The sequence below is a fragment of the Pseudomonas sp. R3-18-08 genome (assembly GCF_003852065.1).
Lineage (GTDB): Bacteria > Pseudomonadota > Gammaproteobacteria > Pseudomonadales > Pseudomonadaceae > Aquipseudomonas.
In genome coordinates this window covers 2,724,015-2,747,146 of the sequence record NZ_CP027729.1, presented here as the reverse complement: position 1 = coordinate 2,747,146, position 23,132 = coordinate 2,724,015, and the positions used below count along the sequence as shown (strand labels likewise).

Annotated in this window: 16 protein-coding genes and 1 pseudogene; 13 read left to right on the top strand and 4 right to left on the bottom strand. The window is 63.5% G+C overall.

Annotated features, from left to right (window positions below; all coding sequences use genetic code 11):
• Window positions 1–107: 107 nt before the first annotated feature.
• Together C4J92_RS12520 and C4J92_RS12515 are read left to right on the top strand one after the other, a co-directional pair.
• The gene (locus C4J92_RS12520) at window positions 108–809 is read left to right on the top strand and encodes a FadR/GntR family transcriptional regulator (protein ID WP_124362682.1); all 702 of its coding nucleotides are present in this window, start codon (window positions 108–110) and stop codon (window positions 807–809) included.
• A gap of 17 nt (window positions 810–826) precedes the next feature.
• On the top strand, window positions 827–1,513 hold the full coding sequence (locus C4J92_RS12515; RefSeq protein WP_124404058.1) for a GntR family transcriptional regulator: 687 nt from the start codon (window positions 827–829) through the stop codon (window positions 1,511–1,513).
• A gap of 164 nt (window positions 1,514–1,677) precedes the next feature.
• Here C4J92_RS12515 and C4J92_RS12510 read toward each other — a convergent pair whose 3' ends face one another.
• A complete protein-coding gene (locus C4J92_RS12510; RefSeq protein WP_124366889.1) occupies window positions 1,678–6,546 on the bottom strand; it encodes an NAD-glutamate dehydrogenase in 4,869 nt (1,622 codons plus the stop codon).
• 471 nt (window positions 6,547–7,017) lie between these two features.
• Here C4J92_RS12510 and C4J92_RS12505 point away from each other — a divergent pair, with 471 nt between their 5' ends.
• The 11 genes from C4J92_RS12505 to C4J92_RS12450 all read left to right on the top strand — a co-directional run bounded on the left by C4J92_RS12505 (window position 7,018) and on the right by C4J92_RS12450 (window position 20,979).
• Window positions 7,018–7,371, top strand: a complete 354-nt coding sequence (locus C4J92_RS12505) for a hypothetical protein (RefSeq protein ID WP_124404057.1) — start codon at window positions 7,018–7,020, stop codon at window positions 7,369–7,371.
• 275 nt (window positions 7,372–7,646) lie between these two features.
• Window positions 7,647–8,606, top strand: coding sequence for a MoxR family ATPase (locus tag C4J92_RS12500; RefSeq protein WP_020301524.1), 960 nt, complete (start codon window positions 7,647–7,649; stop codon window positions 8,604–8,606).
• Window positions 8,607–8,611: 5 nt separating this feature from the next.
• Window positions 8,612–9,544, top strand: coding sequence for a DUF58 domain-containing protein (locus C4J92_RS12495; protein ID WP_124362678.1), 933 nt, complete (start codon window positions 8,612–8,614; stop codon window positions 9,542–9,544).
• Window positions 9,541–10,035, top strand: coding sequence for a DUF4381 domain-containing protein (locus C4J92_RS12490; RefSeq protein WP_124366887.1), 495 nt, complete (start codon window positions 9,541–9,543; stop codon window positions 10,033–10,035). Before C4J92_RS12495 ends, C4J92_RS12490 begins: the two co-directional genes overlap by 4 nt.
• A complete protein-coding gene (locus tag C4J92_RS12485) occupies window positions 10,028–11,116 on the top strand; it encodes a VWA domain-containing protein (RefSeq protein ID WP_124404056.1) in 1,089 nt (362 codons plus the stop codon). Before C4J92_RS12490 ends, C4J92_RS12485 begins: the two co-directional genes overlap by 8 nt.
• Window positions 11,113–12,846, top strand: a complete 1,734-nt coding sequence (locus C4J92_RS12480; protein ID WP_124404055.1) for a tetratricopeptide repeat protein — start codon at window positions 11,113–11,115, stop codon at window positions 12,844–12,846. Before C4J92_RS12485 ends, C4J92_RS12480 begins: the two co-directional genes overlap by 4 nt.
• Complete coding sequence (locus tag C4J92_RS12475) at window positions 12,843–14,483, top strand: BatD family protein (RefSeq protein ID WP_124404054.1); 1,641 nt, start codon at window positions 12,843–12,845, stop codon at window positions 14,481–14,483. The genes C4J92_RS12480 and C4J92_RS12475 overlap by 4 nt, the downstream gene beginning before the upstream one ends.
• 544 nt (window positions 14,484–15,027) lie before the next feature.
• Window positions 15,028–15,267, top strand: a complete 240-nt coding sequence (locus tag C4J92_RS12465; RefSeq protein WP_124404053.1) for a DUF6124 family protein — start codon at window positions 15,028–15,030, stop codon at window positions 15,265–15,267.
• Window positions 15,268–15,512: 245 nt separating this feature from the next.
• Window positions 15,513–16,754 (top strand): exonuclease SbcCD subunit D C-terminal domain-containing protein, encoded by a 1,242-nt coding sequence (locus C4J92_RS12460; RefSeq protein WP_124366882.1) that lies wholly within the window; start codon window positions 15,513–15,515, stop codon window positions 16,752–16,754.
• On the top strand, window positions 16,751–20,389 hold the full coding sequence (locus tag C4J92_RS12455) for an AAA family ATPase (RefSeq protein WP_124404052.1): 3,639 nt from the start codon (window positions 16,751–16,753) through the stop codon (window positions 20,387–20,389). Before C4J92_RS12460 ends, C4J92_RS12455 begins: the two co-directional genes overlap by 4 nt.
• Window positions 20,386–20,979, top strand: coding sequence for a glutathione S-transferase (locus C4J92_RS12450; protein WP_124404051.1), 594 nt, complete (start codon window positions 20,386–20,388; stop codon window positions 20,977–20,979). Before C4J92_RS12455 ends, C4J92_RS12450 begins: the two co-directional genes overlap by 4 nt.
• Before the next feature lie 219 nt (window positions 20,980–21,198).
• On the opposite strand, the gene C4J92_RS12445 is transcribed toward C4J92_RS12450, so the two are convergent.
• The 3 genes and pseudogenes from C4J92_RS12445 to C4J92_RS12435 all read right to left on the bottom strand — a co-directional run bounded on the left by C4J92_RS12445 (window position 21,199) and on the right by C4J92_RS12435 (window position 22,986).
• Window positions 21,199–21,378 (bottom strand): hypothetical protein, encoded by a 180-nt coding sequence (locus tag C4J92_RS12445; protein ID WP_124366879.1) that lies wholly within the window; start codon window positions 21,376–21,378, stop codon window positions 21,199–21,201.
• Between the two features lie 156 nt (window positions 21,379–21,534).
• Window positions 21,535–22,709: pseudogene (locus tag C4J92_RS12440) on the bottom strand (lactonase family protein).
• Window positions 22,696–22,986: a DUF5629 family protein gene (locus C4J92_RS12435; protein ID WP_124404050.1), complete on the bottom strand. Its 291-nt coding sequence runs from the start codon at window positions 22,984–22,986 to the stop codon at window positions 22,696–22,698. The pseudogene C4J92_RS12440 and the gene C4J92_RS12435 overlap by 14 nt, the downstream one beginning before the upstream one ends.
• Window positions 22,987–23,132: the final 146 nt, after the last annotated feature.

Below are 23,132 nucleotides of genomic sequence, written 5' to 3'. Positions count from 1 at the left end.
AGTTACAGAAGTGTTGTCTGACACTCCGCTATCGGGGGCAAGCCCCCTCCCACATTGGTTCATCACAAGATTTACTGCCGTATTCGCAACATTAAGGAGATAACGACGTGATCAGCACCTCAACCGTCGTCAATTCAGTCGTAGAAAAACTGCGCGCCGCCCTGGCGCGCGGCCAGTGGCGGCGTGGGGAAATGCTGCCCGGCCAGCGTGAACTGGCCGAGCAGATGGGCATCAGCCGCCCGAGCCTGCGTGAAGCCGTGATCGTGCTGGAGACCCTCGGCCTGGTGCGCTCCATGCCTGGCAAAGGCGTGGTGGTGCTGGAAACCAGTGTCAGCGGGCCGCAGTCGAGCGACGCGGTGGCCGACGCCAGCCTGGAAGACATCCTGCAACTGCGCTACACCCTCGAGCCCTTCATCGTCGGCCTGGTCGCCCAGTCCATCAGCAGCAAGGAAATTGGCCAACTGCGCCTGACCCTGATGGACATGCGCGAAGCCCTCGATGCCGACGATGCCGAAGCCGGCATGAACGCCTATATCGGCTTTCACGAAGAACTGTTCGCCCTGACCTCCAACCCGATCTTCCAGAACGTGGTGCAACAAACCAGCAATGCGCTCAAGCAAAGCGCCCAGGTGCTGCGCAATTCCCCTGAACACCTGGCCGAGCGCCTGCGCGAGAACGAGGCGGTGGTGCGAGCCATCCGTAACAAGAACAGCGCCCTGGCCAGTGCCGAAATGCGTCGGCACATCCTGCAGGAAGGCCTGCGCATGGGCATCCGCTTGAACATCCCGGACGACCATCTGGGCAGTTGATACTCTGGAGACCAGCCATGAACGCTCACGCGCTGCAACGCGACCCCCTCCTCCCCGCACTGCGTCTGGTAGCGGGCAAAAAGCCCTCGGTGGATGACATCTACCCACGCCTGTTCGATGCGATCCTTGAGCAGCGCATCGCCCCGGCCAGCCGCTTTACCGAAGAAAGCCTGGGTGAAACCTTTGGGGTGAGCCGCAGTGTGATTCGTCGGGTGCTGGCCAAACTGTCCCACCAGCAAGTGATCATCCTGCGCCCCAACCAGCGCGCCCAGGTGGCGGCGCCGGACCCGCACCAGACGCGGCAGATCCTCGAAGCGCGGCGCCTGACTGAAATTACCGTGGTGCAACTGGTGTGCGCCCAGGCCACCGGTGCACAACTACGTCAGTTACGGGAATTGATCGGCCGCGAACGCGACTGCATCGAGCGTGACCAGCGCGGGCCTGCGCTGCGTTTGTCCGGGGAGTTTCACCTGTTATTGGCCGCTATCGCAGGCAATGGCCCGCTGGCCCAGTTCCTCAACAGCCTGGTGCCGTTGACGTCGTTGGTGATTGCCCAATATGAAGCGAAAGCCTGCACGTATTGCGCGTGGCAGGAGCATGTAGCGATTGTGGATGCGATCGAGCAGCGCGACATAAGCACTGCGGTGGGCTTGATGACCCAGCATCTGGATCACCTGGAAAGCAAATTGCTCAAACACCCTTGAGCTGATCGTTCCCACGCTCTGCGTGGGAATGCCGCTGGGGACGCTCCGCGTCCCGACTGAGAGCGGGCGACGCGGAGCGTCACGGGAGGCATTCCCACGCAGAGCGTGGGAACGATCAGTGTGGGAGGGAGCAAGCCCCCTTCCACATGGGTACTACAAACGCATCACGCCGGCTGCAACACCGACTGACCGCTCAACGCCAGGTCCAGCAACTCACGGTTGGCCACTGCATACATGGCGTAGTCCGTGCCAACCGCTGCACGAATTTCCACCATCATTGCGCGCCAGCGATCAGCCATGTCCTGGTGCTGCTCAAGCCACAGGGCCACGCGGGCTTCCATGTCTTGTGGCGCGTCGGCCATTTGCAGTACCGAAATGGTGATCGCCCGTTGCTGCCAGTCCACGTCGTCGCGGAAGGCTTCGCGGGCCTGGGCCTGCCAGTTGTTGGCCACCGGCAGGTCGCTGATCTGCTGCAGATACCACGGCAGGTCCAGGGCGCTGCCGACGGCGAAGTAGGCCTTGGCCACTTCGGCGGCGTCATGCCCGGTCACGTCGGCGGCTTCGATGATCGGCAGCAGGGTGTACAGGTGGGTCGTGCCTGCAACCATGCGCGCCAACAACTCCGGTACGCCGGCCTGGGTGTAGGCCTGGTAGCGGTTCTGCCAGCCTTCACGGGTCGGGCCTTCCAGCAGTTCGTCGAGCTTGAGGCCCAGCGCCGCCAGGTGCGGACCGAAATGCGCGGTATCACGCCCGGCGTCCTGCTCGTTGCGACGGCTGCGCAGGAACCAGCGCGTGGCGCGACGGCCCAGGCGCATCAGCTCATCCATCAGCTCCAGTTGCACATCGGCGGACACCTGATGATCCAGGGCTTCGATCTGACGGAACCAGTGCGGAAGGTGGAAGATGTCGCGCACGATCACATAGGCGCCAGCCACGTTCGCCGGGCTCATGCCGGTCGACTCTTTGAGCCTTTGAACGAAGGTGATGCCCATGTGGTTGACCAGGTCGTTGGCGATCTGGGTGCTGACGATCTCGCGCTTGAGGCGGTGACGACGCATGGCCTCGGAGAACTTGGCCACCAGGCTCGGCGGGAACGCGGTCTCCATGTCACGGGTCAGGTACTCGTCATCCGGTACCTGGGACTTGAGCAGCGCTTCCTTGAGGTCGATCTTGCTGTAGGAAATCAACACCGACAGCTCTGGACGCGTCAGGCCCTTGCCATCTGCAGCGCGCTCGGCGAGCTGCTCCTCGGTCGGCAGGTACTCGATGGCGCGGTCCAGCTTGCCACGGCCTTCCAGGTCGCTCATCAGGCGCTTGTACTCGGCGGCACGCTCGTAAGCCTTGCGCGCGGCCAAGGACAGGGCCTGGGTCTGCTTGTAGTTGTTGCCCAACACCAGACTGCCGACTTCGTCGGTCATGCTCGCCAGCAACTGGTTGCGTTGCTTGTCGGTCATGTCGCCGGCCTGCACCACTTCGTTGAGCAGGATCTTGATGTTCACTTCGTGGTCGGAGCAGTCCACGCCACCGGCGTTGTCGATGAAGTCGGTGTTGGAACCGCCGCCATTGAGGCCGAATTCCACACGCCCCAGCTGGGTCATGCCCAGGTTACCGCCCTCGCCCACCACCTTGCAGCGCAACTCGTTGCCGTTGACGCGCAGCGCGTCGTTGGCCTTGTCGCCCACATCCGCGTGGCTTTCGGTGCTGGCCTTGACGTAGGTACCGATACCGCCGTTCCACAACAGGTCCACCGGCGCCTTGAGCAAGGCGTTGAGCAGTTCGGTCGGGGTCAGTTTGTCGGCCTTGATGTCAAAGCGTTCTTTCATCTGTGGCGAGATGGCAATGCTCTTCGCGCTGCGCGAGAAGATACCGCCGCCTTCGGACATGATGCTGGTGTCGTAGTCGGTCCAGGCCGAACGCGGCAGTTCGAACAGGCGCTGGCGCTCGACGAAGCTGGTTGCCGGGTTCGGGTTCGGGTCGATGAAAATGTGCAGGTGGTTGAAGGCCGCGACCAGTTGCAGCTTGTCGGACATCAGCAAGCCGTTACCGAACACGTCACCGGCCATGTCGCCGACGCCCACCACGGTGATGCTGTCTTCCTGCACATTGATGCCGCGCTCACGGAAGTGACGCTGCACGCCGACCCACGCGCCCTTGGCGGTGATGCCCATTTTCTTGTGGTCGTAACCGGCCGAGCCGCCGGAGGCGAACGCGTCACCGAGCCAGAAGCCGTAGTCGATGGCGATGCCGTTGGCGATGTCGGAGAAGGTCGCAGTGCCTTTGTCCGCCGCCACCACCAGGTACGGGTCATCGTCGTCATGGCGCACAACGTTGGCCGGCGGTACCAGGGCGCCGTCTTTGAGGTTGTCGGTGATGTCCAACAGGCCGGAAATGAAGATGCGGTAGCAGGCGATGCCCTCGGCCGCGATCTCGTCACGGCTGCCACCCAACGGCAGGCGACGCGGCAGGAAGCCGCCCTTGGCGCCCACCGGCACGATCACCGAGTTCTTCACTTGCTGGGCTTTTACCAGGCCGAGCACTTCGGTACGGAAGTCTTCTTCACGGTCGGACCAGCGCAGGCCGCCACGGGCCACGTTGCCAAAGCGCAGGTGCACGCCTTCGACGCGTGGCGAGTAGACGAAGATTTCAAACTTCGGCACCGGCTTGGGCAGCTCGGGGATTGCATGGGGGTTGAACTTGAAGCTGAAGTACGACTTGTTCTGGCCGTTGGCGTCAGACTGGTAGAAGTTGGTGCGCAGGGTCGCCTTGATCAGGTCGAGGTAGCGACGCAGGATGCGGTCTTCGTTGAGCACCTGAACGTCGTCCAGGGCGCTGAGGATCGCTTGTTCCAGGCGTTGCTGCTTGTCTTCCAGGTCATCGGCGGTGAGCTTGCGCGCCAGGTAGAAGCGGGTCTTGAACAACCGGGTCAACTCGCGGGCGATGTCGGTGTGGTTGTTCAGGGTGCTGGCGATGTAGCCGAGGTCGAAGCCCAGGCGGATCTGCTTCAGATAACGGGCGTAAGCGCGCAGCAGCGCCACGTCACGCCATGGCAGGCCGGCGGTGAGCACCAGGCGGTTGAACGCATCGTTCTCGGCATCGCCGTGGACGATATGCACGAACGCGTCCTGCAGGGTGTCGTTGAGCTGCTGGATATCCAGGTTCACGCCTTCGGCGGCGATGAACGCGAAATCATGGATCCAGAACTCACGGCCGTTGGCGTGGCGCAGGCGATACGGGAACTCACCCAGCACGCGCAGGCCGAGGTTTTCCAGGATCGGCAGCACGTCGGACAGCGCCAGCGGGGTGTCGGCGTGATACAGCTTGCAATGCAGCTCGCGCTGGCCGGAAACCTGGCCCAGCGGCTGATAGAAGCTCATCACCAGCGGGTTGGCTTCGGTGAGGCTGAGCAGATGCTGCATGTCGACCACGGCCGAGTGCGCGGCGAAACGCTCGCGGTAGCCGGCCGGGAAACCTTTCGGGAAGTCCGCCAGCACATTGGTGCCGTGGGCTTCGCCGAAGCTTTCCACCACCAGGCTGGCGTAGTCGTCCTGCCAGCTGCGGCAGGCCTGCACCACTTCTTTTTCCAGCTGCAGCGGGTCGATGTCCAGGCGATTCTTTGGGTCAACCCGCAGGATCAGCTGCACACGGGCCAGCACGGATTCGGAGAAGAAGGTCCAGAATTCGCAGTCCGAGGCTTTCAGGCGATCCATCAGCACTTGCTGGATTTTCTGGCGCACTTCGGTGGAATAGATGTCACGCGGCACATAGGCCAGGCAGTAGCAGAAACGGCCGTACGGGTCTTTGCGCAGGAATACGCGGATCTTGTTGCGCTCCTGGATCTGCACGATCGACATCACCGTGCTGAACAGCTCATCGACCGGGGTTTGGAACAGGTCGTCACGCGGCAGTACTTCAACCACCTGGGCCAGTTCTTTACCCAGGTGCGCCTTGGCCTGGAAGCCCGAGCGGCGCTCGATTTCCGCGACCTTGCGGCGGATGTAAGGGATCACCCGCACGCTTTCGCCGTACACCGAGGAGGTGTACAGGCCCATGAAGCGGTGTTCCTTGATGACCTTGCCGTCGGCGCTGATCTCGCGGATCGACACGTAGTCCGGATAAGCCGGGCGGTGCACACGGCTGGGGTGTGCAGCCTTGGCGAACGACAGCACGGTCGGTTCGCGCAGGTAGGCCACGGCGTAGTCTTCGATGCGCAGGTCTTCGGCGGTGAGGCCGGCGCGCAGCAGTTTGGTCAGACCGAGGAAAGAGCTGGCGTCATATTCGATATGACCGCCGTCCGCCTCGTCACGTACCACGAACTCTTCGTAGCCAAGGAAGGTGAAATGGTTGCCCACCAGCCATTCAAGGAAGTTCTTGATCTCGGCTTTTTCTTCGCCGTCGATCACGAACGCGCTGGCGTCGACACCGGCCAGCAGGTCCTGGACCTTGGCTTTCATCGGCTCGAAATCGGCCACGGCCACGCGCACTTCGCCCAGCACCTGCTCAAGCTCTTTGCTCAGCACATTCAGTTCGGCGGCGTTGGCGCAGCGGTCGATCTCCAGGTACATCAGCGATTCTTGCAGGATGCCTTCGCCCTGGGTGCCCTTGGGCAGGATTTCCAGCAGCTCGCCCTTGCTGCCACGGCGCACGCTGAGCACGGTGGTTTGCAGGGTGTGGATGCTGTAGCCACGGCGGTTGAGCTCGGTACGTACCGAGTCCACCAGAAATGGCAGGTCATGGTGCAGCACTTCGACCGCGGTGTGGGTCGACTGCCAGCCATGACGTTCATAATCGGGGTTGTAGACCCGCACTTGCGGTTGGGTGTGGTCGAAGCGCTCAAGCAGGCGCCAGGCAGACAGGGTGCAACCGGCCAGGTCGGAAAGGCGACGCTGGGTCAGTTCGTCCAGGGAAATGATGCCGAAGAATTGCTCAGCGAACAGCGCCACTTGTGGCAGTGCCTGTTCACTGATGTGCTGCGCCAGTGCCGCTTGCAGTTGGTGCTGGAAGTCGGCCTTGCTGGCTGCGGTGAAGAACGCCATCTGTGGTACTCCGCTTGGGCTTGTTATTGATGGAAGCGTCGCGTGTTATCCCCTTGCGGGGAGACCGTCAGCTCTGTTCTGGTAGTGATGACAAGCACCATAAACCAATCAGAGTGACAGGTGGGTGAAGCTGGACAAGACAGTCAGGTCACATACAACTTCCACAAGATGCACACCGCGCCGGGTGACGGTACGACGGGCAGGTCAGGCGCCTGACGCGGGGCACATCCGTTGCGCAGCTTAACGAGTGTAGGAAGCCCGCTGCTTGCGGTGCTGCGACATATTCGGTCATCGGTAAGCAGGTGTGGGGTTGCGACTTGGGCAACCGGCAATATTCAGGCCCGCCAGTATCAAAAATGACTGCTTTGGCCCGCCAGGTCATGCACTCGGTCTGACACACAATGCAGCATAAAATTCGCCGAAATGGCACAATTGCCCGGCGCAAACGCCCTCCTCCACACAGGATTCCCCATGCTGCAGCTGAAAACCGATGCCCTGATAGCGACGCCGTGCGACGACGAAGAAGACCGCATGGCCATGCTCTGCTGCCACGGCAAGAACGGCGAGATGTTCATGCTGAGCCGGTATCCGGATGAAGACGAGGTGGAACTGACCTGGGATTACGAGCCTTCGACCCTGGATGGGCTGAAAGTCACCTTGGGCGACACCAGCTTATTGATCGAACTGGCGGCCGGCGATGCGGATGCGCTGGGGGGCAAGGATCAGTTGCAGATCACCCACGCCACGGCCGCCTCCGACCTGGCCGAGGTCGAAGAAACCCTGCAGAACATCCTCAAAGGCACTGGCACCTACACGCGGATTTAAGACCACCAGAAATCCAATGTGGGAGGGGGCTTGCCCCCGATGACGGTGTGTCAGGCACTTCTATATGACTGGCCCGCCGCAATCGGGAGCAAGCCCCCTCCCACATTGACGGCCTTCACAACAGAAAGCGCACCACCTACACAAATTTCCTACAAGTTTTGCCAAAAATACCCGTCACGCCGTTAGTCGCCGCACCCCACGATGCATTAAAGTAAGCGCCCCAGGCCGGTGTTTTTCCCTGACACCCGGGCTCATCTTTCCAGGAACCGTCATCGATGGAACATCGTGAAGCGCTGCTTGCGCTGCGAACCTTTCTTTCTACGCAGATTCTCGGCCAGGAAAAACTCATCGATCGCCTGCTGATCGCCCTGCTCGCCGACGGCCATATGCTGGTCGAAGGCGCACCGGGCCTGGCCAAGACCAAGGCCATCAAAGAGCTGGCCGAAGGTATCGAAGCGCAGTTCCATCGTATCCAGTTCACCCCCGACCTGTTGCCCGCCGACATCACTGGCACCGAAATCTATCGCCCGGAAACCGGCAGCTTCGTCTTCCAGCAGGGGCCGATCTTTCACAACCTGGTGCTGGCGGACGAAATCAACCGCGCACCGGCCAAGGTCCAATCTGCGCTGCTTGAGGCCATGGCCGAGCGCCAGGTCAGCGTGGGCCGCAGCACCTACGAGCTGTCGCCGCTGTTTCTGGTGATGGCCACGCAAAACCCCATCGAGCAGGAAGGCACCTACCCCCTGCCGGAGGCCCAGCTCGACCGTTTCCTGATGCACGTCAAGATCGGTTTCCCGGATGCCGCCGTCGAACGGCGCATCCTGCAGCAGGCGCGTGGCGAAGCGCTCAACGGCGAAACCAAGCCCGAGCGCCGCGTCAGCCAGCAGGCGATCTTTGCCGCGCGCAAGGAAATTCTCGGCCTGTACATGGCCGATGCGGTGGAGGAATACCTGGTGCAGCTGGTCATGGCCACGCGCACCCCGGCCAAGTTCGACCCGGAAATGGCCGAGTGGATCGCCTACGGCGCCAGCCCGCGCGGCTCCATTGCCCTCGACCGTTGCGCGCGCGCCCATGCCTGGCTGGCCGGGCGCGACTTCGTCAGCCCCGAAGACATCCAGGCAGTGCTGTTCGACGTGTTGCGCCACCGCATCATTCTGTCGTTCGAGGCCGAAGCCGCAGGCGTTGACCAGGACCGCGTGGTGCAACGCATTCTTGACGTCGTTGCCGTCGCTTGAAGCCGATGAACGCGAGCGCGGGTATCCACGTCACGCTCAGTGAGCTGATCGAGATGCGCCATCGCGTGCGTGAAGTGCAATTGTTCTCCACCCCCGGCCAGCGCAGCCCGCTGATCGGCCTGCACCACTCCAAGCTGCGCGGGCGCGGTGTGGATTTCGACCAGGTGCGCGTGTACCAGGCCGGGGACGACGTGCGCACCATCGACTGGCGCGTGACCGCGCGCACCCAGGAGCCCCACACCAAGCTGTTCCACGAAGAGCGCGAGCGGCCGATTTTCATCATGGTCGAGCAAAGCTGCCGGCTGTTCTTCGGCTCGGGGCAGATGTTCAAGTCGGTGCTCGCCGCACAAGCCGCCAGCCTGATCGGTTGGGCCGCGCTGGGGCACAACGACCGCGTGGGCGGCCTGGTGTTCGGCGACAGCGAGCATTACGAAATCAAACCCCGGCGCAGCAAGCAAAGCCTGCTGCAACTGCTTAACCGCCTGGTGCGGGTCAACCAGAGCCTGAACACCGAAAGCCTTCCTGAAGCCGACGCGCTGGGCATGGCCCTGCGCCGTGGCCGCGAAGTGCTGCGCCCCGGCAGCCTGGGCATTGTGATCTGTGATGAACGGGCGCTGACTGAAGGCGCCGAGCAGCAGTTGAGCCTGTTGTCGCGCCATTGCGACCTGTTGCTGCTGCCCATCTCCGACCCGCTGGACCACGCCCTGCCCGCCGCCGGGCTGCTGCGCTTCGCGCAACGAGGCGCGCAACTGGAACTCGATACGCTCAATTTCGATTTGCGCCAGGCCTACAAGGCTCAGGCCGAAGCACGCATCGCCCGCTGGGAGCTGCTTGCGCAAAAATTGCGCGTGCTGTTGATGCCATTGAGCACCCAGAGTGAAATGGTCGAGCAACTGCGTGAATACCTCAACCCACAGCGCCCGGTCAGAAAACAATGAGCAGCCTTGACCAACTGCAACCGCTGATCGCTCCGCCAGCCATCGGCTTCTGGCCGCCCGCGCCGGGCTGGTGGCTGCTGTTGCTGCTGCTCCCGATGCTGGGCTGGGGCCTGTGGTGGCTGCGCCGTTTCCTGCCCACGCGCCGCCCCGTGGCCCGCGCCGAACAACCGCTGGACCCGCTGCGCATTGCCGCCCTGGCCGAGCTGGCGCTGATGCCCAAACCCTATGACGGCGCGCCCGCCGGAGCCTGGCTGCAGCAACTCAATGGCTTGCTCAAGCGCCTGTGCCGCAACGACTATCCCTACAGCCAAAGCCACACCCTCAACGGCCGCAAATGGCTGGCGTTCCTCGATAACCGCTGCCCCGCCGCCGGCCTCACGCGCTGGATGGTGCTGGTCGAAGGCGCCTACAAGCCCGAGTGCAAACTCGACGACAAGGCCATCGCGGGCCTGACCCAAGCCGTCGACACCTGGATTCGCAAACATGTTTGAGTTCGCCTGGCCGTGGATCTTCACCCTGTTGCCGTTGCCGTGGTTGATGCGCCTGGTCCTGCCAGCGGCCGACAGTGGCGAACCCGCCTTGAAAGTCAGCTACCTCAACGACCTCGAAAGCCTGGCCCGGCGTCGCGCCCGGGTGAACCTGCCGGGCTGGCGCCAGCAGGCACCGTTCGTGGTGCTGTGGCTGTTGCTGTTGACCGCCGCCGCCCGCCCGGAATGGCTCGGCGAGCCGCTGCCGATTGCCGCCAGTGGCCGCGACTTGCTGGTGGCGGTGGATGTCTCCGGCTCCATGGATTTTCCCGACATGCACTGGCAGGACGAGGACGTCAGCCGCCTGGCGCTGGTCCAGCACTTGCTCGGGGATTTTCTCGAGGGCCGAGAAGGCGACCGCGTGGGCCTGATCCTGTTCGGCAGCCAGGCCTACCTGCAAGCGCCGCTGACCTTCGACCGGCGCACCGTGCGCACCTGGCTGGATGAAGCGCGCATCGGCATCGCCGGCAAGAACACCGCCATCGGCGACGCCATCGGCTTGGCCCTGAAACGCCTGCGCCAGCGCCCGGCGCAAAGCCGCGTGCTGATCCTGGTGACGGACGGCGCCAATAACGCCGGGCAAATCGACCCGCTCACCGCCGCGCGCCTGGCCGCTGAAGAAGGCGTGAAAATCTACCCGATCGGCATCGGCGCCGACCCTGAGCAAACCGGCTCCCTGGGCATTCTCGGCGTGAACCCGAGCCTGGACCTCGACGAACCGGCGCTGAAGGCCCTCGCCGAGGCGACGGGCGGCCAGTATTTCCGCGCCCGCGATGGCAACGAGCTGGAACAGGTCAAGACCACCCTCGACACCCTCGAGCCCGTCGAACAGCAGCCCACCCAGGCCCGCCCGGCCCACGCGTTGTACAGCGGCCCGCTGGCCCTGGCGCTGCTCCTCAGCCTGTTGCTGGTGGTGCACGAACGCTGGCCGAACAACGCCTTGCAGCGGCTGTACACCAAACTGTCGAGCAAGGGCATGTTCCTGCCACAGAGCCCGGAATGGCGCCAGCGCCTCAAGCGCCTGCGCTTGCGGAGGCGTCGATGATCGCCTTGTGGCCGCACTGGTTGCGCCCCTGGTGGCTGTTGCTGCTGCCGCTGCTCGGCTGGTTGCTGTGGCAACTGTGGCACCGGCAAAAACGCGCCGGGCGCTGGCAGCTCATCCTGCCCCCGGCTTTCCATGCCACGCTGCTCAGTGGCGGCAACGGCCGCGAAAGCAAATCACCCTGGGTCGTACTGGGCATCGCCTGGCTGCTGGCGTTGCTGGCGCTGCTGGGGCCCAGTTGGCAACGGGTTGAACAACTCAGCCAGAAGCCTTCCGACCCGCTGGTGGTGCTGCTGGAACTCACCCCGCAAATGCTCGCCACCGACAGCCCGCCCAACCGTCTCGAACAGGCGCGGCGCAAGCTTTATGACTTGCTGCAGGCACGCACCGATGCGCAAACCGCAATCGTCGTGTATGCCGGCAGCGCCCACACCCTGGTGCCACTGTCGGATGACCTGGCCACCAGCCGTAACCTGCTTGAAGCGCTGCGCCCCTCGATCATGCCCGAGCCCGGCCACCGCGCCGACCTGGCCGTGGAAAAAGCCCTGGCCCTGCTCAAGCACGGCGGCCTCGGCCAGGGGCGCCTGCTGCTGATCGGCTCGTCGTTGTCCAAACAGGAGCGCCAGGGTATCCGGCTGCTGTTGCAAGGCAGCCAGGCGCCGAGCTTGTCGATCCTCGGCATCGGCAGCCGTGAAGGCACGCCAGTCACCCAGGAAAGCGGCGAATTTCTCAAGGACGAACAGGGCGCGATCCTGATCCCACGTCTCGACAGCCCGACCCTCAAAGCGTTCGCCAGCGAAATGGGCGGCCGCTACCGAGCCGCGCGCCTGGACGACAAAGACCTGCGCCAACTCGGCGTACTCGACCCGCCCCAGGCCTTGCGCGACGACGGTCAACTGCTGCGCCTGGACACCTGGGCCGACCAGGGTTACTGGCTGCTCCTGCCGCTGCTGCTATTGGCCGCCTGCGCCGGGCGTCGCGGCTGGCTGTTCTGCCTGCCGCTGCTGTTGATGGCCGCACCGCAGCCCAGCTATGCCTTCGAATTCCAGGACCTGTGGCTGCGCCCCGACCAGCAAGGCCAGTACCTGCTGAAGAAAAAACGCCCGGCCGAGGCCGCCGAACGCTTCCAGGACCCGCAGTGGCAAGGCGTGGCCCTGTACGAAGCCGGTAACTATGCCGAAGCCATCAAGCGTTTTGCCCAGGGTGACAACGCCTACGCCCACTACAATCGCGGCAATGCCCTGGCCCAATCGGGTGAGCTGGAAGCCGCGATCGATGCCTACGAACAGGCGCTGGAAGCCCAGCCCGATCTGCAGCCGGCCCTGAAGAACAAGGCGCTGGTGGAAAACCTGCTGCGCGAACAAGCCCAGCCTGAGCCCGACCAACCCGAAAAAAACCAGGATGACGAAACCACCCAACCCGGCCAAACTGCGCAACCGGGCGCCGACGGGCAAAATGCCCAAGGTGGCGAACAATCCACCCAGGGCCAGGCCGCCAGCGGCGCCACCGACACCGCTGGCGCGCCGCCAACCGACGGTAACGACGTGCCAGGCAGCGAGCTCGGCGACGAGCAAACCACCACGCCGCCGCTACGCCCCGCCGATGCCAGCCTTGAGGGCGAACATCGCCAGGCGTTGGAGCAATGGCTGCAACAGATCCCGGACAACCCCGGTGAACTGCTGCGACGCAAATTCTGGTACGAACAGCAACAACATCAGGACAAGACTCGATGAGCCGCCGCACCACCCTTCTGCTCTTGCTCGCCTTGTCGGCAGGCCACGCCCAGGCGGCGAACCTGGTCGCCAGCGTCGACCGCAGCCGCCTCAACTCAGGGGAAACGGTGGAGCTGACGGTGGAATCCAGCGACGTGACCAAGTTCGGCAAGCCCGACCTGTCGCCCCTGGATGCGCAGTTCGAAGTCAGCGGCACGCGCCAGATCAACCAGCTCACCACCCTGGGCGGCGATAACCACGCGACCACGCGCTGGATCATCACCCTGCTGCCCCGGGAAAACGGCACCGTGGTGATCCCGCCCCTGCAAGTGGGCGACCTCAAGACCCAGCCGATCACCCTGCAAGTGCTGGAAACCGCCAGCCAGAACACCAGCGCCGAACTGGCACCGGTGTTCGTCGAAGCCAACCTCGACCAGACCAGCGTTTACGTGCAGGCCCAGGCTCTGCTGACGGTGCGCGTGTATCACTCGGTGTCGCTGTATGACGACAGCAGCCTCACGCCCCTGCAAATTCCCGACGCACGGGTCGAGCAATTGGGCGAGTCGCGCACCTATGAAAAAGTCATCAACAGCATTCGCCATGGCGTGATCGAAACCCGCTACGCAATCTACCCGCAGCACAGCGGGGCCTTGGCGATTGGGGCACAGACCTTCAGCGCGACCCTGGTGGAATCGCGCCCTCCCCAGGAGAACACGCTGCAGGGCACCAAGCCGGGCAAGCTGATCCACGCCAGCTCAGCGCCGCTTGCGCTGACGGTCAAGCCCAAGCCCGAGTTCTACCCTGCCGACACGCCCTGGTTGCCGGCGCGCAGCCTGAGCCTGGACGAAGCCTGGAACCCGGCGCCTGAGCATGTGCAGGTCGGTGACTCGCTGACGCGCAGCCTCACAGTCAAGGTCGAGGGCCTGTCCAGCGCGCAACTGCCGGCGCTGCCCAGTACCGATGTCAACGGCCTGCGCCGCTACCCGGACCAACCGGTACTGGGCAACCAGACCAGCGACCGTGGCCTGGTCGGCAGCCGCGAAGACCGCGAGGCACTGGTGCCCACCCGTGCCGGTGCGCTGGAACTGCCCGCCGTGGAAGTGGTGTGGTGGAACACCCACGAAGACCACCTGGAACGCACCAGCCTGCCGGCCCGCACCCTGCAAGTGGCGGTCAACCCGAGCCTGGTGGTGGACACCCCCGCCACGCCGACCGTCATCACCGCCCCGGATGACGAACGCCTGTGGCTGTGGCAGCTCAGCACCTTGCTGCTGGCCTGCACTACCCTGCTGGGCTTCGGCCTGTGGTGGCGCGCCCGCCGCCAACCCGCCGTGCAACGCGCCGCGCAAACCGGCCCCAGCCCGCGCACCCTGCTCGACGACCTCAAGCGCGCCACCCAGGCCAACGACCCCCACGCCACCCGCCAGGCCCTGGATGCCTGGGCCCGCCAACAACCGGAAACCCTCGCCGACATGGCCGCACGGTTCGTGCCGCTGTCGGATGCGTTGGACGGGCTGAACGGCGCGTTGTACAGCGAGAGTGGCCAGTATTGGCTGGGTGAAGACCTGTGGCGTGCGATCAAAGCCATCCCCGTGGCCGAGCGCCAACAAGACCCGGCCACCGATACCACCAGCTTGCCGCCGCTTTACCCCAAATAACCCCTGACACGAGGCAAGCCCCCACCTAAGATCGTTCCCACGCTCCCGCGTGGGAATGCAGCCCGTGACGCTCTGCGTCACGGCTGCTTGGCGGGACGCGGAGCGTCCCAGGAGGCATTACCACGCAGAGCGTGGGAACGATCAATAGCGGTGTGTCAGTCAACATACTTGTCACTGATCCATTGCCATCGGGGGCAAGCCCCCTCCCACAATTGACCTGCGCCGCCTGCTCGACATGCATTGTTAAAGGCCAGCAATCCATATCGCTTTAATTTGCAGGACGTTTCCTAGACAATCCTTCGGCCTTGCGCCTGCTCAATCCGCTGGCTAGCCTTCGCTTCGTCGCTGCATATCAGCGATCGGGTGTGAGATCCCGTGTATTAGCAGGCGCCATGCGCTACGACCGTCTATGGCGGCTATGTGCGGGCAGGCTTTGGTCTGGCCGGGTCCTGCTTTCCGGTATCTCACCCCGCACATAGCTGCCACCTTTTGACGTGTGAGATCGGCAAAAGAATGGCTCCCAACCCAAGCAGGAGCTTCACGCATGAACAAACTCGTCCCCGATCCCCCCTTTCCGATTTTTGTCGCCCACGAAGACCTGAGCTTCGAAGACGCCCTCGCCAGCATTGCCTCGCTATTACGCTGCGCCGCCACCACCGCAACGCAGACCGCTGAAGACCTCAGCGGCGCCCAACGCGACATGGCCTGCTCCACCGCCCACCTGATCGACATGGCCCGCACCCTGGCGGACCGAGCCTTGGAGTGCCTGCAACCCCAGGCATAACGCACAACCCCTGTAGAGCGCGGCTTCAAAGATCGTTCCCACGCTCCCGCGTGGGAATGCAGCCCGTGACGCTCTGCGTCACCTGTGTGCAGTAGCGGAACTTGCAGCGCCTGGCGGGACGCGGAGCGTCCCAGGAGGCATTACCACGCAGAGCGTGGGAACGATCACCCCCGGCGTCACCCAAGGCACTGCGCTAGTAATACAGGTAAACTCCCCTCCTTTTCATCTTCTCCACGGAGTTCGCCTTGCGTCTGTTTCACACCTCCGACTGGCACCTTGGGCAAAACCTGCACGGCCAGGAACGCGACTTCGAACATGCCTGCTTCCTCGAATGGCTGCTGGGCCAACTAAAGGCCCACCGCCCGGAGGCGCTGTTGATCGCCGGCGATATCTTCGACACGGTCAACCCGCCGCTCAAGGCCCAGGAGCGCCTGTATGACTTCATCATCGGCGCCCACGAACAAAACCCCACGCTGACGATTGTGATGATCGCCGGCAACCACGACTCCGGTTCGCGCATCGAGCTGCCCGCCCCGCTGATGCGCCGTCTGCGCACCCATGCGTTGGGCCGGGTGCTGTGGCTGGATGATGGCCAGTTGGACGCCGAACGCCTGCTGATCCCATTGCCGGACGCCAAAGGCAAGATCGTCGCCTGGTGCCTGGCGCTGCCCTTTCTGCGCCCGGCAGAAGTCACGGGTGCGCAGTTGGGCGATGATTACCTGCGCGGCATCGGCCAAGTGCATGAATGGCTGATCGCGGCCGCCAACGCCAAACGCAAGAAAGGCCAGGCGCTGGTTGCCATCAGCCATGCGCACATGGCCGGGGGTTCGGTGTCGGAAGACTCCGAGCGCAGCCTGATCATCGGCAATGCCGAGGCGCTGCCGGCCAGCCTGTTCGATAAGAGTGTCGGCTATGTTGCCCTCGGCCATCTGCACAAGCCGCAAAAAGTGAATGGCGAAGAGCGCATTCGCTACAGCGGCTCGCCGATTCCGCTGTCGTTTTCCGAAATCAGCTACAAGCACCAGGTGCTCGACGTGACGTTCCAGGGCGAACGACTGGTCGGCGTCGAACCGCTGCTGATTCCGCGCTCGGTCAACCTGCAACGCCTGGAAGCCGCGCCTCTGGCCGATATTCTCAAGGCCCTGGCCGAGCTGCCCGACATCGACCTGCTCGCCGAAACCCAGCGCCACCCCTGGTTGGAAGTGCGCGTGCGCCTCGACGAACCGCAACCGGACCTGCGCCAGCAGATCGAAACCGCCCTGCAAGGCAAGGCCGTGCGCCTGGTGCGCATCGCCGCCGAATACGCCGGCAACGGCCCGCGCGCCGACGGCGACGAAGAGCGCCTGGTCGAACTCGACCAACTCACGCCCCAGGAGCTGTTCAGCCGCGCCTGGCAGGACAGCTACGGCAGCGAAGTGGATGAACAGACCTTGAAGGACTTCGCCGTGCTGCTCCAGGAAGTGCAACAGGAGGACGAACAGCCATGAAGATCCTCGCCATCCGCCTGAAAAACCTCGCGTCCCTGGCCGGGCCGTTCGAAATCGACTTTACCGCCGAGCCGCTGGCCAGTGCCGGTTTGTTTGCCATCACCGGGCCGACCGGCGCCGGGAAAAGCACCCTGCTCGATGCACTGTGCCTGGCGCTGTTTGGCGCGGTGCCGCGTTTGGGCGATACCGGCCAGGCCAAGATGCCGGATGCCGACAGCGATATTTCCATCGGCGACCCGCGCACCCTGCTCAGGCGGGGTACCGGCGGGGGCTACGCCGAGGTGGATTTCGTCGGCGTCAGCGGCCGCCGTTACCGGGCGCGCTGGGAAGCCAACCGCGCCCGCGACAAGGCCAGCGGCAAGTTGCAGAGCAGCCGCCAGAGCCTGATCGACCTGGACAGCGAGCAACTGCTGGCCAGCCAGAAAACCGAATACAAAACCCAGCTGGAACTGGCTCTGGGCCTGAACTTCGAGCAGTTCACCCGTGCGGTGCTGCTGGCGCAGAGCGAGTTCAGTGCCTTTCTCAAGGCCAACGACAACGAGCGCAGCGAACTGCTGGAAAAGCTCACCGACACCGCGCTCTACACCCAGCTGGGCCGCCGCGCCTTCGACAAGGCCAAGGACGCCAGGGACGCTCACAAACAGTTGCAGGACCAGGCCACCGGCGTGGTACCCCTGGCCGCCGAAGCCCGCGCCGAGCTGGATCAACAACTGAACCACGCGCAGCAGCAACTCAAGACTCACCAGGCCCAGCTCAAGCAGTTGGAATTGCAGCACACCTGGCTCAAGGAACTGCGCGAATGGCAAGAGCGCCAGCAAAGCGCCGCCGAGCAGTTGCAGCACGCCCAGCAACAGTGGGACAGCCAGGGCCAGCAGCGCCAGGACCTGACGCGCCTGGACCAGCTCGCCCCACAGCGCCATCACTTCCTGCGCCGCGCAGAACTCGACGCCTTGCTGGCACCGCTCGCCACGCAGATTCAGCAGCACCTTGCGCAACAAGCCGTGCTGCACAGCCGCCAGGAACAGGCGCAACAGCAGCAGGCCAGCGCCCAGTCGGCACTCGGGCAAGCCCAGCAGAACCAGGCGCAGGCCGCGCCGTTGTTGCGCCAGGCCTTCGAACAACAGACCACCCTCGCCCACTTGACCAAGGAACTGGCCAAGCGCACCGAGGACCAGCAGCAGCACGCCACCGCCTGCAGCGAAGGTCAGATTTTGCTCAACAGTCTGCAAGAAAAGCAGGCCCAGGTCGGCGAGCGCCTGCAACGCCTGGCCGCTGAACTGGAGCGCAGCGCCGCCCTCGCGCCCCTGAGCGACGCCTGGACCGCCTACCGCGACCGCCTGCAACAGCTGATGCTGATCGGCAATCGCCTGAATCAGGGCGAGACCGAACTGCCGCAACTCGAACAGCGCGTCACCGCCGCCGTGGCGCAATTCACCCAGCAGCGCGAAGCCCTGGACCTGCTGTACCAGGAGGCCGGCGCCGAGCCGCACGCGGTGGCCGAACAACTGCAATTGCTCGCCAGCCTCTTGCAGGACAATCGCAAGCAACAACGTGCCTTCGAAGACCTGGCACGTTTGTGGGACAGCCAGCAGCAGCTCGACACCCAGGCCAGCAGCCTGGCGCAAAAACTCGCCGAGGCGGCGCAGCAGCGCGAGCAACTGAACCAGACCGGCCTGCAAACCAAAGCCGAACTGACGGTGGCCGAGCAAACCCTGACGGTGACCAAGCAACTGCTGGAGCGCCAGCGCCTGGCTCGCAGTGCCAGCGTCGAGGAACTGCGCGAGCAGTTGCAGGATGACCAGCCTTGCCCGGTGTGCGGTAGCCACGAACATCCGTATCACCAGCCCGAAGCGTTGTTGCAGAGCTTGGGGCGCCACGATGAAAACGAAGAGGCCACGGCGCAGAAAGCCGTCGACAGCCTCAAGGAAAAGCTCACCGAGCTGCGTGGCGAAGTGGGTGGCCTGATCGCCCAGCAAAAGGAATTCCTGGCGCAGCAGGAACAGCTTGCGCTGCAGCAGCAAGCGTTGGCGCCAAGCCTGCAAGCGCATCCGCTGTGCGCTGCGCTGTTCAACCAGGACGCCGCCAAGCGCAGCAGCTGGTTGGCCCAGCAATTGGCGCAACTGACGCAAAGCATCGCCCAGGACGAACAGCGCCAAAGCGCCCTGCTCAACCTGCAACAGAATGCCGGGCGTCTGCAGCAGCAGTTGCAAGCGGCCCAGGACGCCAGCCAGCAAGCCCGCCAACTGTTGCTCGACCAGCAGCGCGCCCTGGCCAACGACCGTGAACGCCTCGATGCAGAACTTGCAAGCTTCGCCAGCCTGTTGCCCAGCGCGACGCTGGAAGGCTTGCGCAGCGAGCCGGCGGCGACCTTCCTGCAGCTTGATCAGCAGGTCAGCCAGCGCCTGGAACAACTGGGCCATCAGCGTGATGAGCTGGCTGAACAACAAGAGCGTCAGCAGGCCATCGAGAAGCAACAGACCCACCAGCAGCATCGCCAGCAGCAATTGGAGGCGCTGAATCTGCAGGTCGCCGAGCTGGCCACCCAGCACCGCGACGCCCAGGAAACGCTCAGCGCCTTGCTGGGCGAGCACGCCAGCGCCGAACAGTGGCAACAGCAACTGGACCAGGCCGTCGCCCAGTCGCGCCAAAGCGAAGCCGATGCCAGCCAGGAGTTGCACGCCGTTCACTCCGCCCTGGTGCAATTGGTCGCTGACCTCAAGGCCGTGCAGGAGCGCCAGCAAGCGCTCGAGAGCGAACGACAGGCTCTGGACACGCGCATCAGCGCGTGGCGCGACGCGCACCCCGAGCTGGACGATAACGGTCTGGCGCGTCTGTTGGCATTGGACGACGCCCAGGTCACCGACCTGCGCCAGCAGTTGCACACCTGCGAAAAAGCCGTCGAACAAGCCAGCGTACTGCTGCAAGAGCGCGAACAACGCCTCGCCGAGCACCAGGCCTTGCACAATGGCAACCTGGACGCCGAACAGCTGGACAGCAGCCTCGCCGCGCTCAACCAGCAATTGGCCGAGGGCGAGAAACACTGCGCCGAACTGCGCGCGCGCCAGTCCGAGGACCAGCGCCGCCAGGATGCCAACAGCGCCCTGGCCGAACAGATTACCAAGGCCTATGACGAATGGCAGCGCTGGGCACGCCTGAACGCGCTGATCGGCTCGGCCACCGGCGACACCTTCCGCAAGATCGCCCAGGCCTACAACCTCGACCTGCTGGTGCATCACGCCAACGTGCAGCTGCGCCAACTGGTGCGCCGCTACCGCCTCAAACGTGGCGGCAGCATGTTGGGCCTGCTGGTGATGGACACGGAAATGGGCGATGAACTGCGCTCGGTGCACTCGTTGTCCGGCGGCGAGACGTTCCTGGTGTCCCTGGCATTGGCCTTGGGCCTGGCGTCGATGGCCTCCAGCACCTTGAAAATCGAGTCACTGTTTATCGACGAGGGCTTCGGCAGCCTCGACCCCGAATCACTGCAATTGGCGATGGACGCCCTCGATGGCTTGCAGGCTCAGGGCCGCAAGGTCGCGGTGATTTCCCATGTACAGGAAATGCATGAGCGCATCCCGGTGCAGATCCAGGTCAAGCGCCAGGGCAATGGCTTGAGCACCCTGGAGGTCAAGTGAGCGAAGCGCTGCTGTATTCGTTCCGGCGCTGCCCCTATGCGATGCGCGCACGCCTGGCGCTGCGCTACTCGGGGGTGGCGGTGCAGATTATCGAGGTGAGCCTCAAGGCCAAGCCGGCCGAGATGCTGGCATTGTCACCCAAGGGCACGGTTCCGGTGCTGAGCGTGGAAGGTCGGGTGATCGAGGAAAGCCTGGAGATCATGCAATGGGCATTGGCGCAAAACGACCCCGGCGATTGGCGACTGCAAGGTAATCCTGCGGTGCTGGCATTGATCGCCGAGAATGACGACCTGTTTAAACATCATTTGAATCGATACAAGTACGCCGAACGCTATCCGCAGCAGCCGATGGAACATTATCGGGCCGAGGGCGAGGTGTTCTTGCAGAGGTTGGAGGATTTGCTGGCGGATCGTGAGTACTTGCTCGCCGCGCACATGAGCCTGGCGGACGCGGCCATCGTGCCGTTTGTGCGGCAGTTCGCCCATGTGGATCGCGAGTGGTTTGCGGGCACGCCGTATCCACGGCTACAGGCGTGGATACAGCGGATTCTGGAGTCACCGCTGTTTATCGCCGTGATGGCGAAGCCCTGAAACCAACATCAATCAACCTGTGGGAGGGGCTTGCCCTAATGCCAGTCAGTTAAGGCTTTTTGTAGGAGCGAGCTTGCTCGCGAAAAATTCACAGGCACCGCGTTCATTCAGAAAGCACGCGTTATCGTTGACGTTTTTCGCGAGCAAGCTCGCTCCTACAGACGGCGGTGTACGCTTAACTGACTGGCGTTAGGGCAATCCCCCTCCCACTGGTTGATGTTAGCCCTGGGTCTTGTGATCCAGCGCCGCATAAAAGTTGGCGCTCTGTTGCAGGTATTTCTGGGTGTAGGCGCTGGTGCTGGATTTTTTCCCGGCGACGTCCACGCTGGCGTTGGCAGGCAAGGCCACGGTGGCGGAAACAGCGGAAGCGGCGATGATGGAGAAGAGGTTCAGATTCATGTCGGTAACCCTTGTGTGCGTTTGGTTGAGTGGCCTGGGAAGGCCTTGGAACCAAACTTACGCCCGGGGGTTGAACCTTAGAAATGCTTTGAAACAGTAGCCGTCATCAATGGAATTAATACTTAGGGTCAGGCCCCGCGTTGCGGGGCCTGTGGCTTATTGACGCACCAGGAACTTGAGGTCGCTGGGGGCATCGATCGGCAATTTCTGCACGGTTTTACCCAGCAGGCCGGTGTTGGGGTCACGTTCGAGCACCACGATTTCGTTGCTCTTCTGGTTGGCGGTCAGCAGGAACTTGCCGCTCGGGTCGAGGCTGAACTCGCGCGGGTGGTCGCCTTCCACGCTGCGGCGCTGCAGCTCTTTGAGGTGGGCGGTGGCCGGGTCTACGCCAAACACGATGATCTGGTTGGCGGTGCCGCGATTGCTCACATACAGGAACTTGCCGTCACTGGACGCATGCACGGCAGCGCCGGCCTTGTCGGACACCGGTTGCCCGGCGGCGTAGTCGACCAACTGGGTCTGGGTGAGCTTGCCGTCGGCATAATCGAACACCGCGACCTGCGCGCTCATCTCGGTGGTCAGCCAGGCGTGCTTGCCATCGGCGCTGAACAGCAGGTGACGTGGGCCGCTGCCCGGTGGCAATTGCACCGATACCTGGTTGGCCGGGGTCAGCGGCAATTCGTGATTGGCCTTGGGGTCGTAATGGTAGGCAAATACCTTGTCCGCCCCAGGTCCTGCACAAACACGTACTTGCCATCCGGCGAAGACACCACTGAGTGCACGTGGTTGGAGGCCTGGCGCTCGGGGTTGACGCGACTGGCCGGGTGCCCGCTCAACTGCACCGGCGCCGACAGTTTGCCGGTAGCGTCCACCGGCAGGATTGCCAGGCTGCCGCCCGGGTCTTCCACCACCGAATAATTGGCGACGAACAGGTAACGCCCATCCGCAGCGATGCTCGAATGGGTCGGCTCGTTACCCAGGCTCTGCACCTGATTGATCAGGGTGAGCTGATGATTCTTCGGGTCGATGCTGTAGCTGCTGACGCGACCGACCGGGTCTTGCTGGCCGGGACCGTTTTCATTGACCACAAACAGGTGCTTCTGGTCTTTGGAGACCGTCAGCCACGAAGGGTTGTCGGCCTTCGCTGCCAGTACCGGCTTGCCCTGGAACTGGCCAGTGCGGCTGTCGAATTGCAGGCGATAAATACCGTCGCTGGCGCCAGCGGTGTAGCTGCCCACCAACAACTCATAGGTGTCAGCCGGCGCAGCCTGCACCGACATCGCCCCCACACTGCCGGCCATCAGCAGCGGCCAGAATTTACGCATCATCATGCTCGTCTTCCTCGTCGTTATTGTTGCCGGTGAAGGCGGCCATGCACACCAGGCGGTGCTCGCCCGAATCACCGGTGAGGGTCCAGCTTTGCAGGGCGTCGTCAAAGGTCGCGGCCTGTACTTGCGCGAGGCTGAACGTCCAGCGTTTCTCGGCCCGGCCGTCCATGCTCTTGATCAGTAACTGTTGATCCTCGAGCCTGAAATCAAAGGCATGCAGCCCATCGATTTCGAGCATGTCGCAGGTTTGAAGTTCAGTAAGCAGGCTGGTAGCAGTCATCGGGATCATTCATCGCTGGAAAAAACGCTGATGATAGGCCAATCCCCTGCGTCTTTCCCGTTTCCCATGGCCAAGCGGTAGTCAATTACCGCATCACGCCCGTGGCTGCCATTACTTTACGAGGGCATAGCTAACCCACGTAAAGG

What these genes read in the sequence shown, in the direction of transcription:
- C4J92_RS12515 (WP_124404058.1), top strand. Translation starts at nt 827, where the DNA reads ATGAACGCTCACGCGCTGCAACGCGACCCCCTCCTCCCCGCACTGCGT.
- C4J92_RS12510 (WP_124366889.1), bottom strand. Translation starts at nt 6,546, where the DNA reads ATGGCGTTCTTCACCGCAGCCAGCAAGGCCGACTTCCAGCACCAACTG.
- C4J92_RS12505 (WP_124404057.1), top strand. Translation starts at nt 7,018, where the DNA reads ATGCTGCAGCTGAAAACCGATGCCCTGATAGCGACGCCGTGCGACGAC.
- C4J92_RS12500 (WP_020301524.1), top strand. Translation starts at nt 7,647, where the DNA reads ATGGAACATCGTGAAGCGCTGCTTGCGCTGCGAACCTTTCTTTCTACG.
- C4J92_RS12495 (WP_124362678.1), top strand. Translation starts at nt 8,612, where the DNA reads ATGAACGCGAGCGCGGGTATCCACGTCACGCTCAGTGAGCTGATCGAG.
- C4J92_RS12490 (WP_124366887.1), top strand. Translation starts at nt 9,541, where the DNA reads ATGAGCAGCCTTGACCAACTGCAACCGCTGATCGCTCCGCCAGCCATC.
- C4J92_RS12485 (WP_124404056.1), top strand. Translation starts at nt 10,028, where the DNA reads ATGTTTGAGTTCGCCTGGCCGTGGATCTTCACCCTGTTGCCGTTGCCG.
- C4J92_RS12480 (WP_124404055.1), top strand. Translation starts at nt 11,113, where the DNA reads ATGATCGCCTTGTGGCCGCACTGGTTGCGCCCCTGGTGGCTGTTGCTG.
- C4J92_RS12475 (WP_124404054.1), top strand. Translation starts at nt 12,843, where the DNA reads ATGAGCCGCCGCACCACCCTTCTGCTCTTGCTCGCCTTGTCGGCAGGC.
- C4J92_RS12465 (WP_124404053.1), top strand. Translation starts at nt 15,028, where the DNA reads ATGAACAAACTCGTCCCCGATCCCCCCTTTCCGATTTTTGTCGCCCAC.
- C4J92_RS12455 (WP_124404052.1), top strand. Translation starts at nt 16,751, where the DNA reads ATGAAGATCCTCGCCATCCGCCTGAAAAACCTCGCGTCCCTGGCCGGG.
- C4J92_RS12445 (WP_124366879.1), bottom strand. Translation starts at nt 21,378, where the DNA reads ATGAATCTGAACCTCTTCTCCATCATCGCCGCTTCCGCTGTTTCCGCC.
- C4J92_RS12435 (WP_124404050.1), bottom strand. Translation starts at nt 22,986, where the DNA reads ATGACTGCTACCAGCCTGCTTACTGAACTTCAAACCTGCGACATGCTC.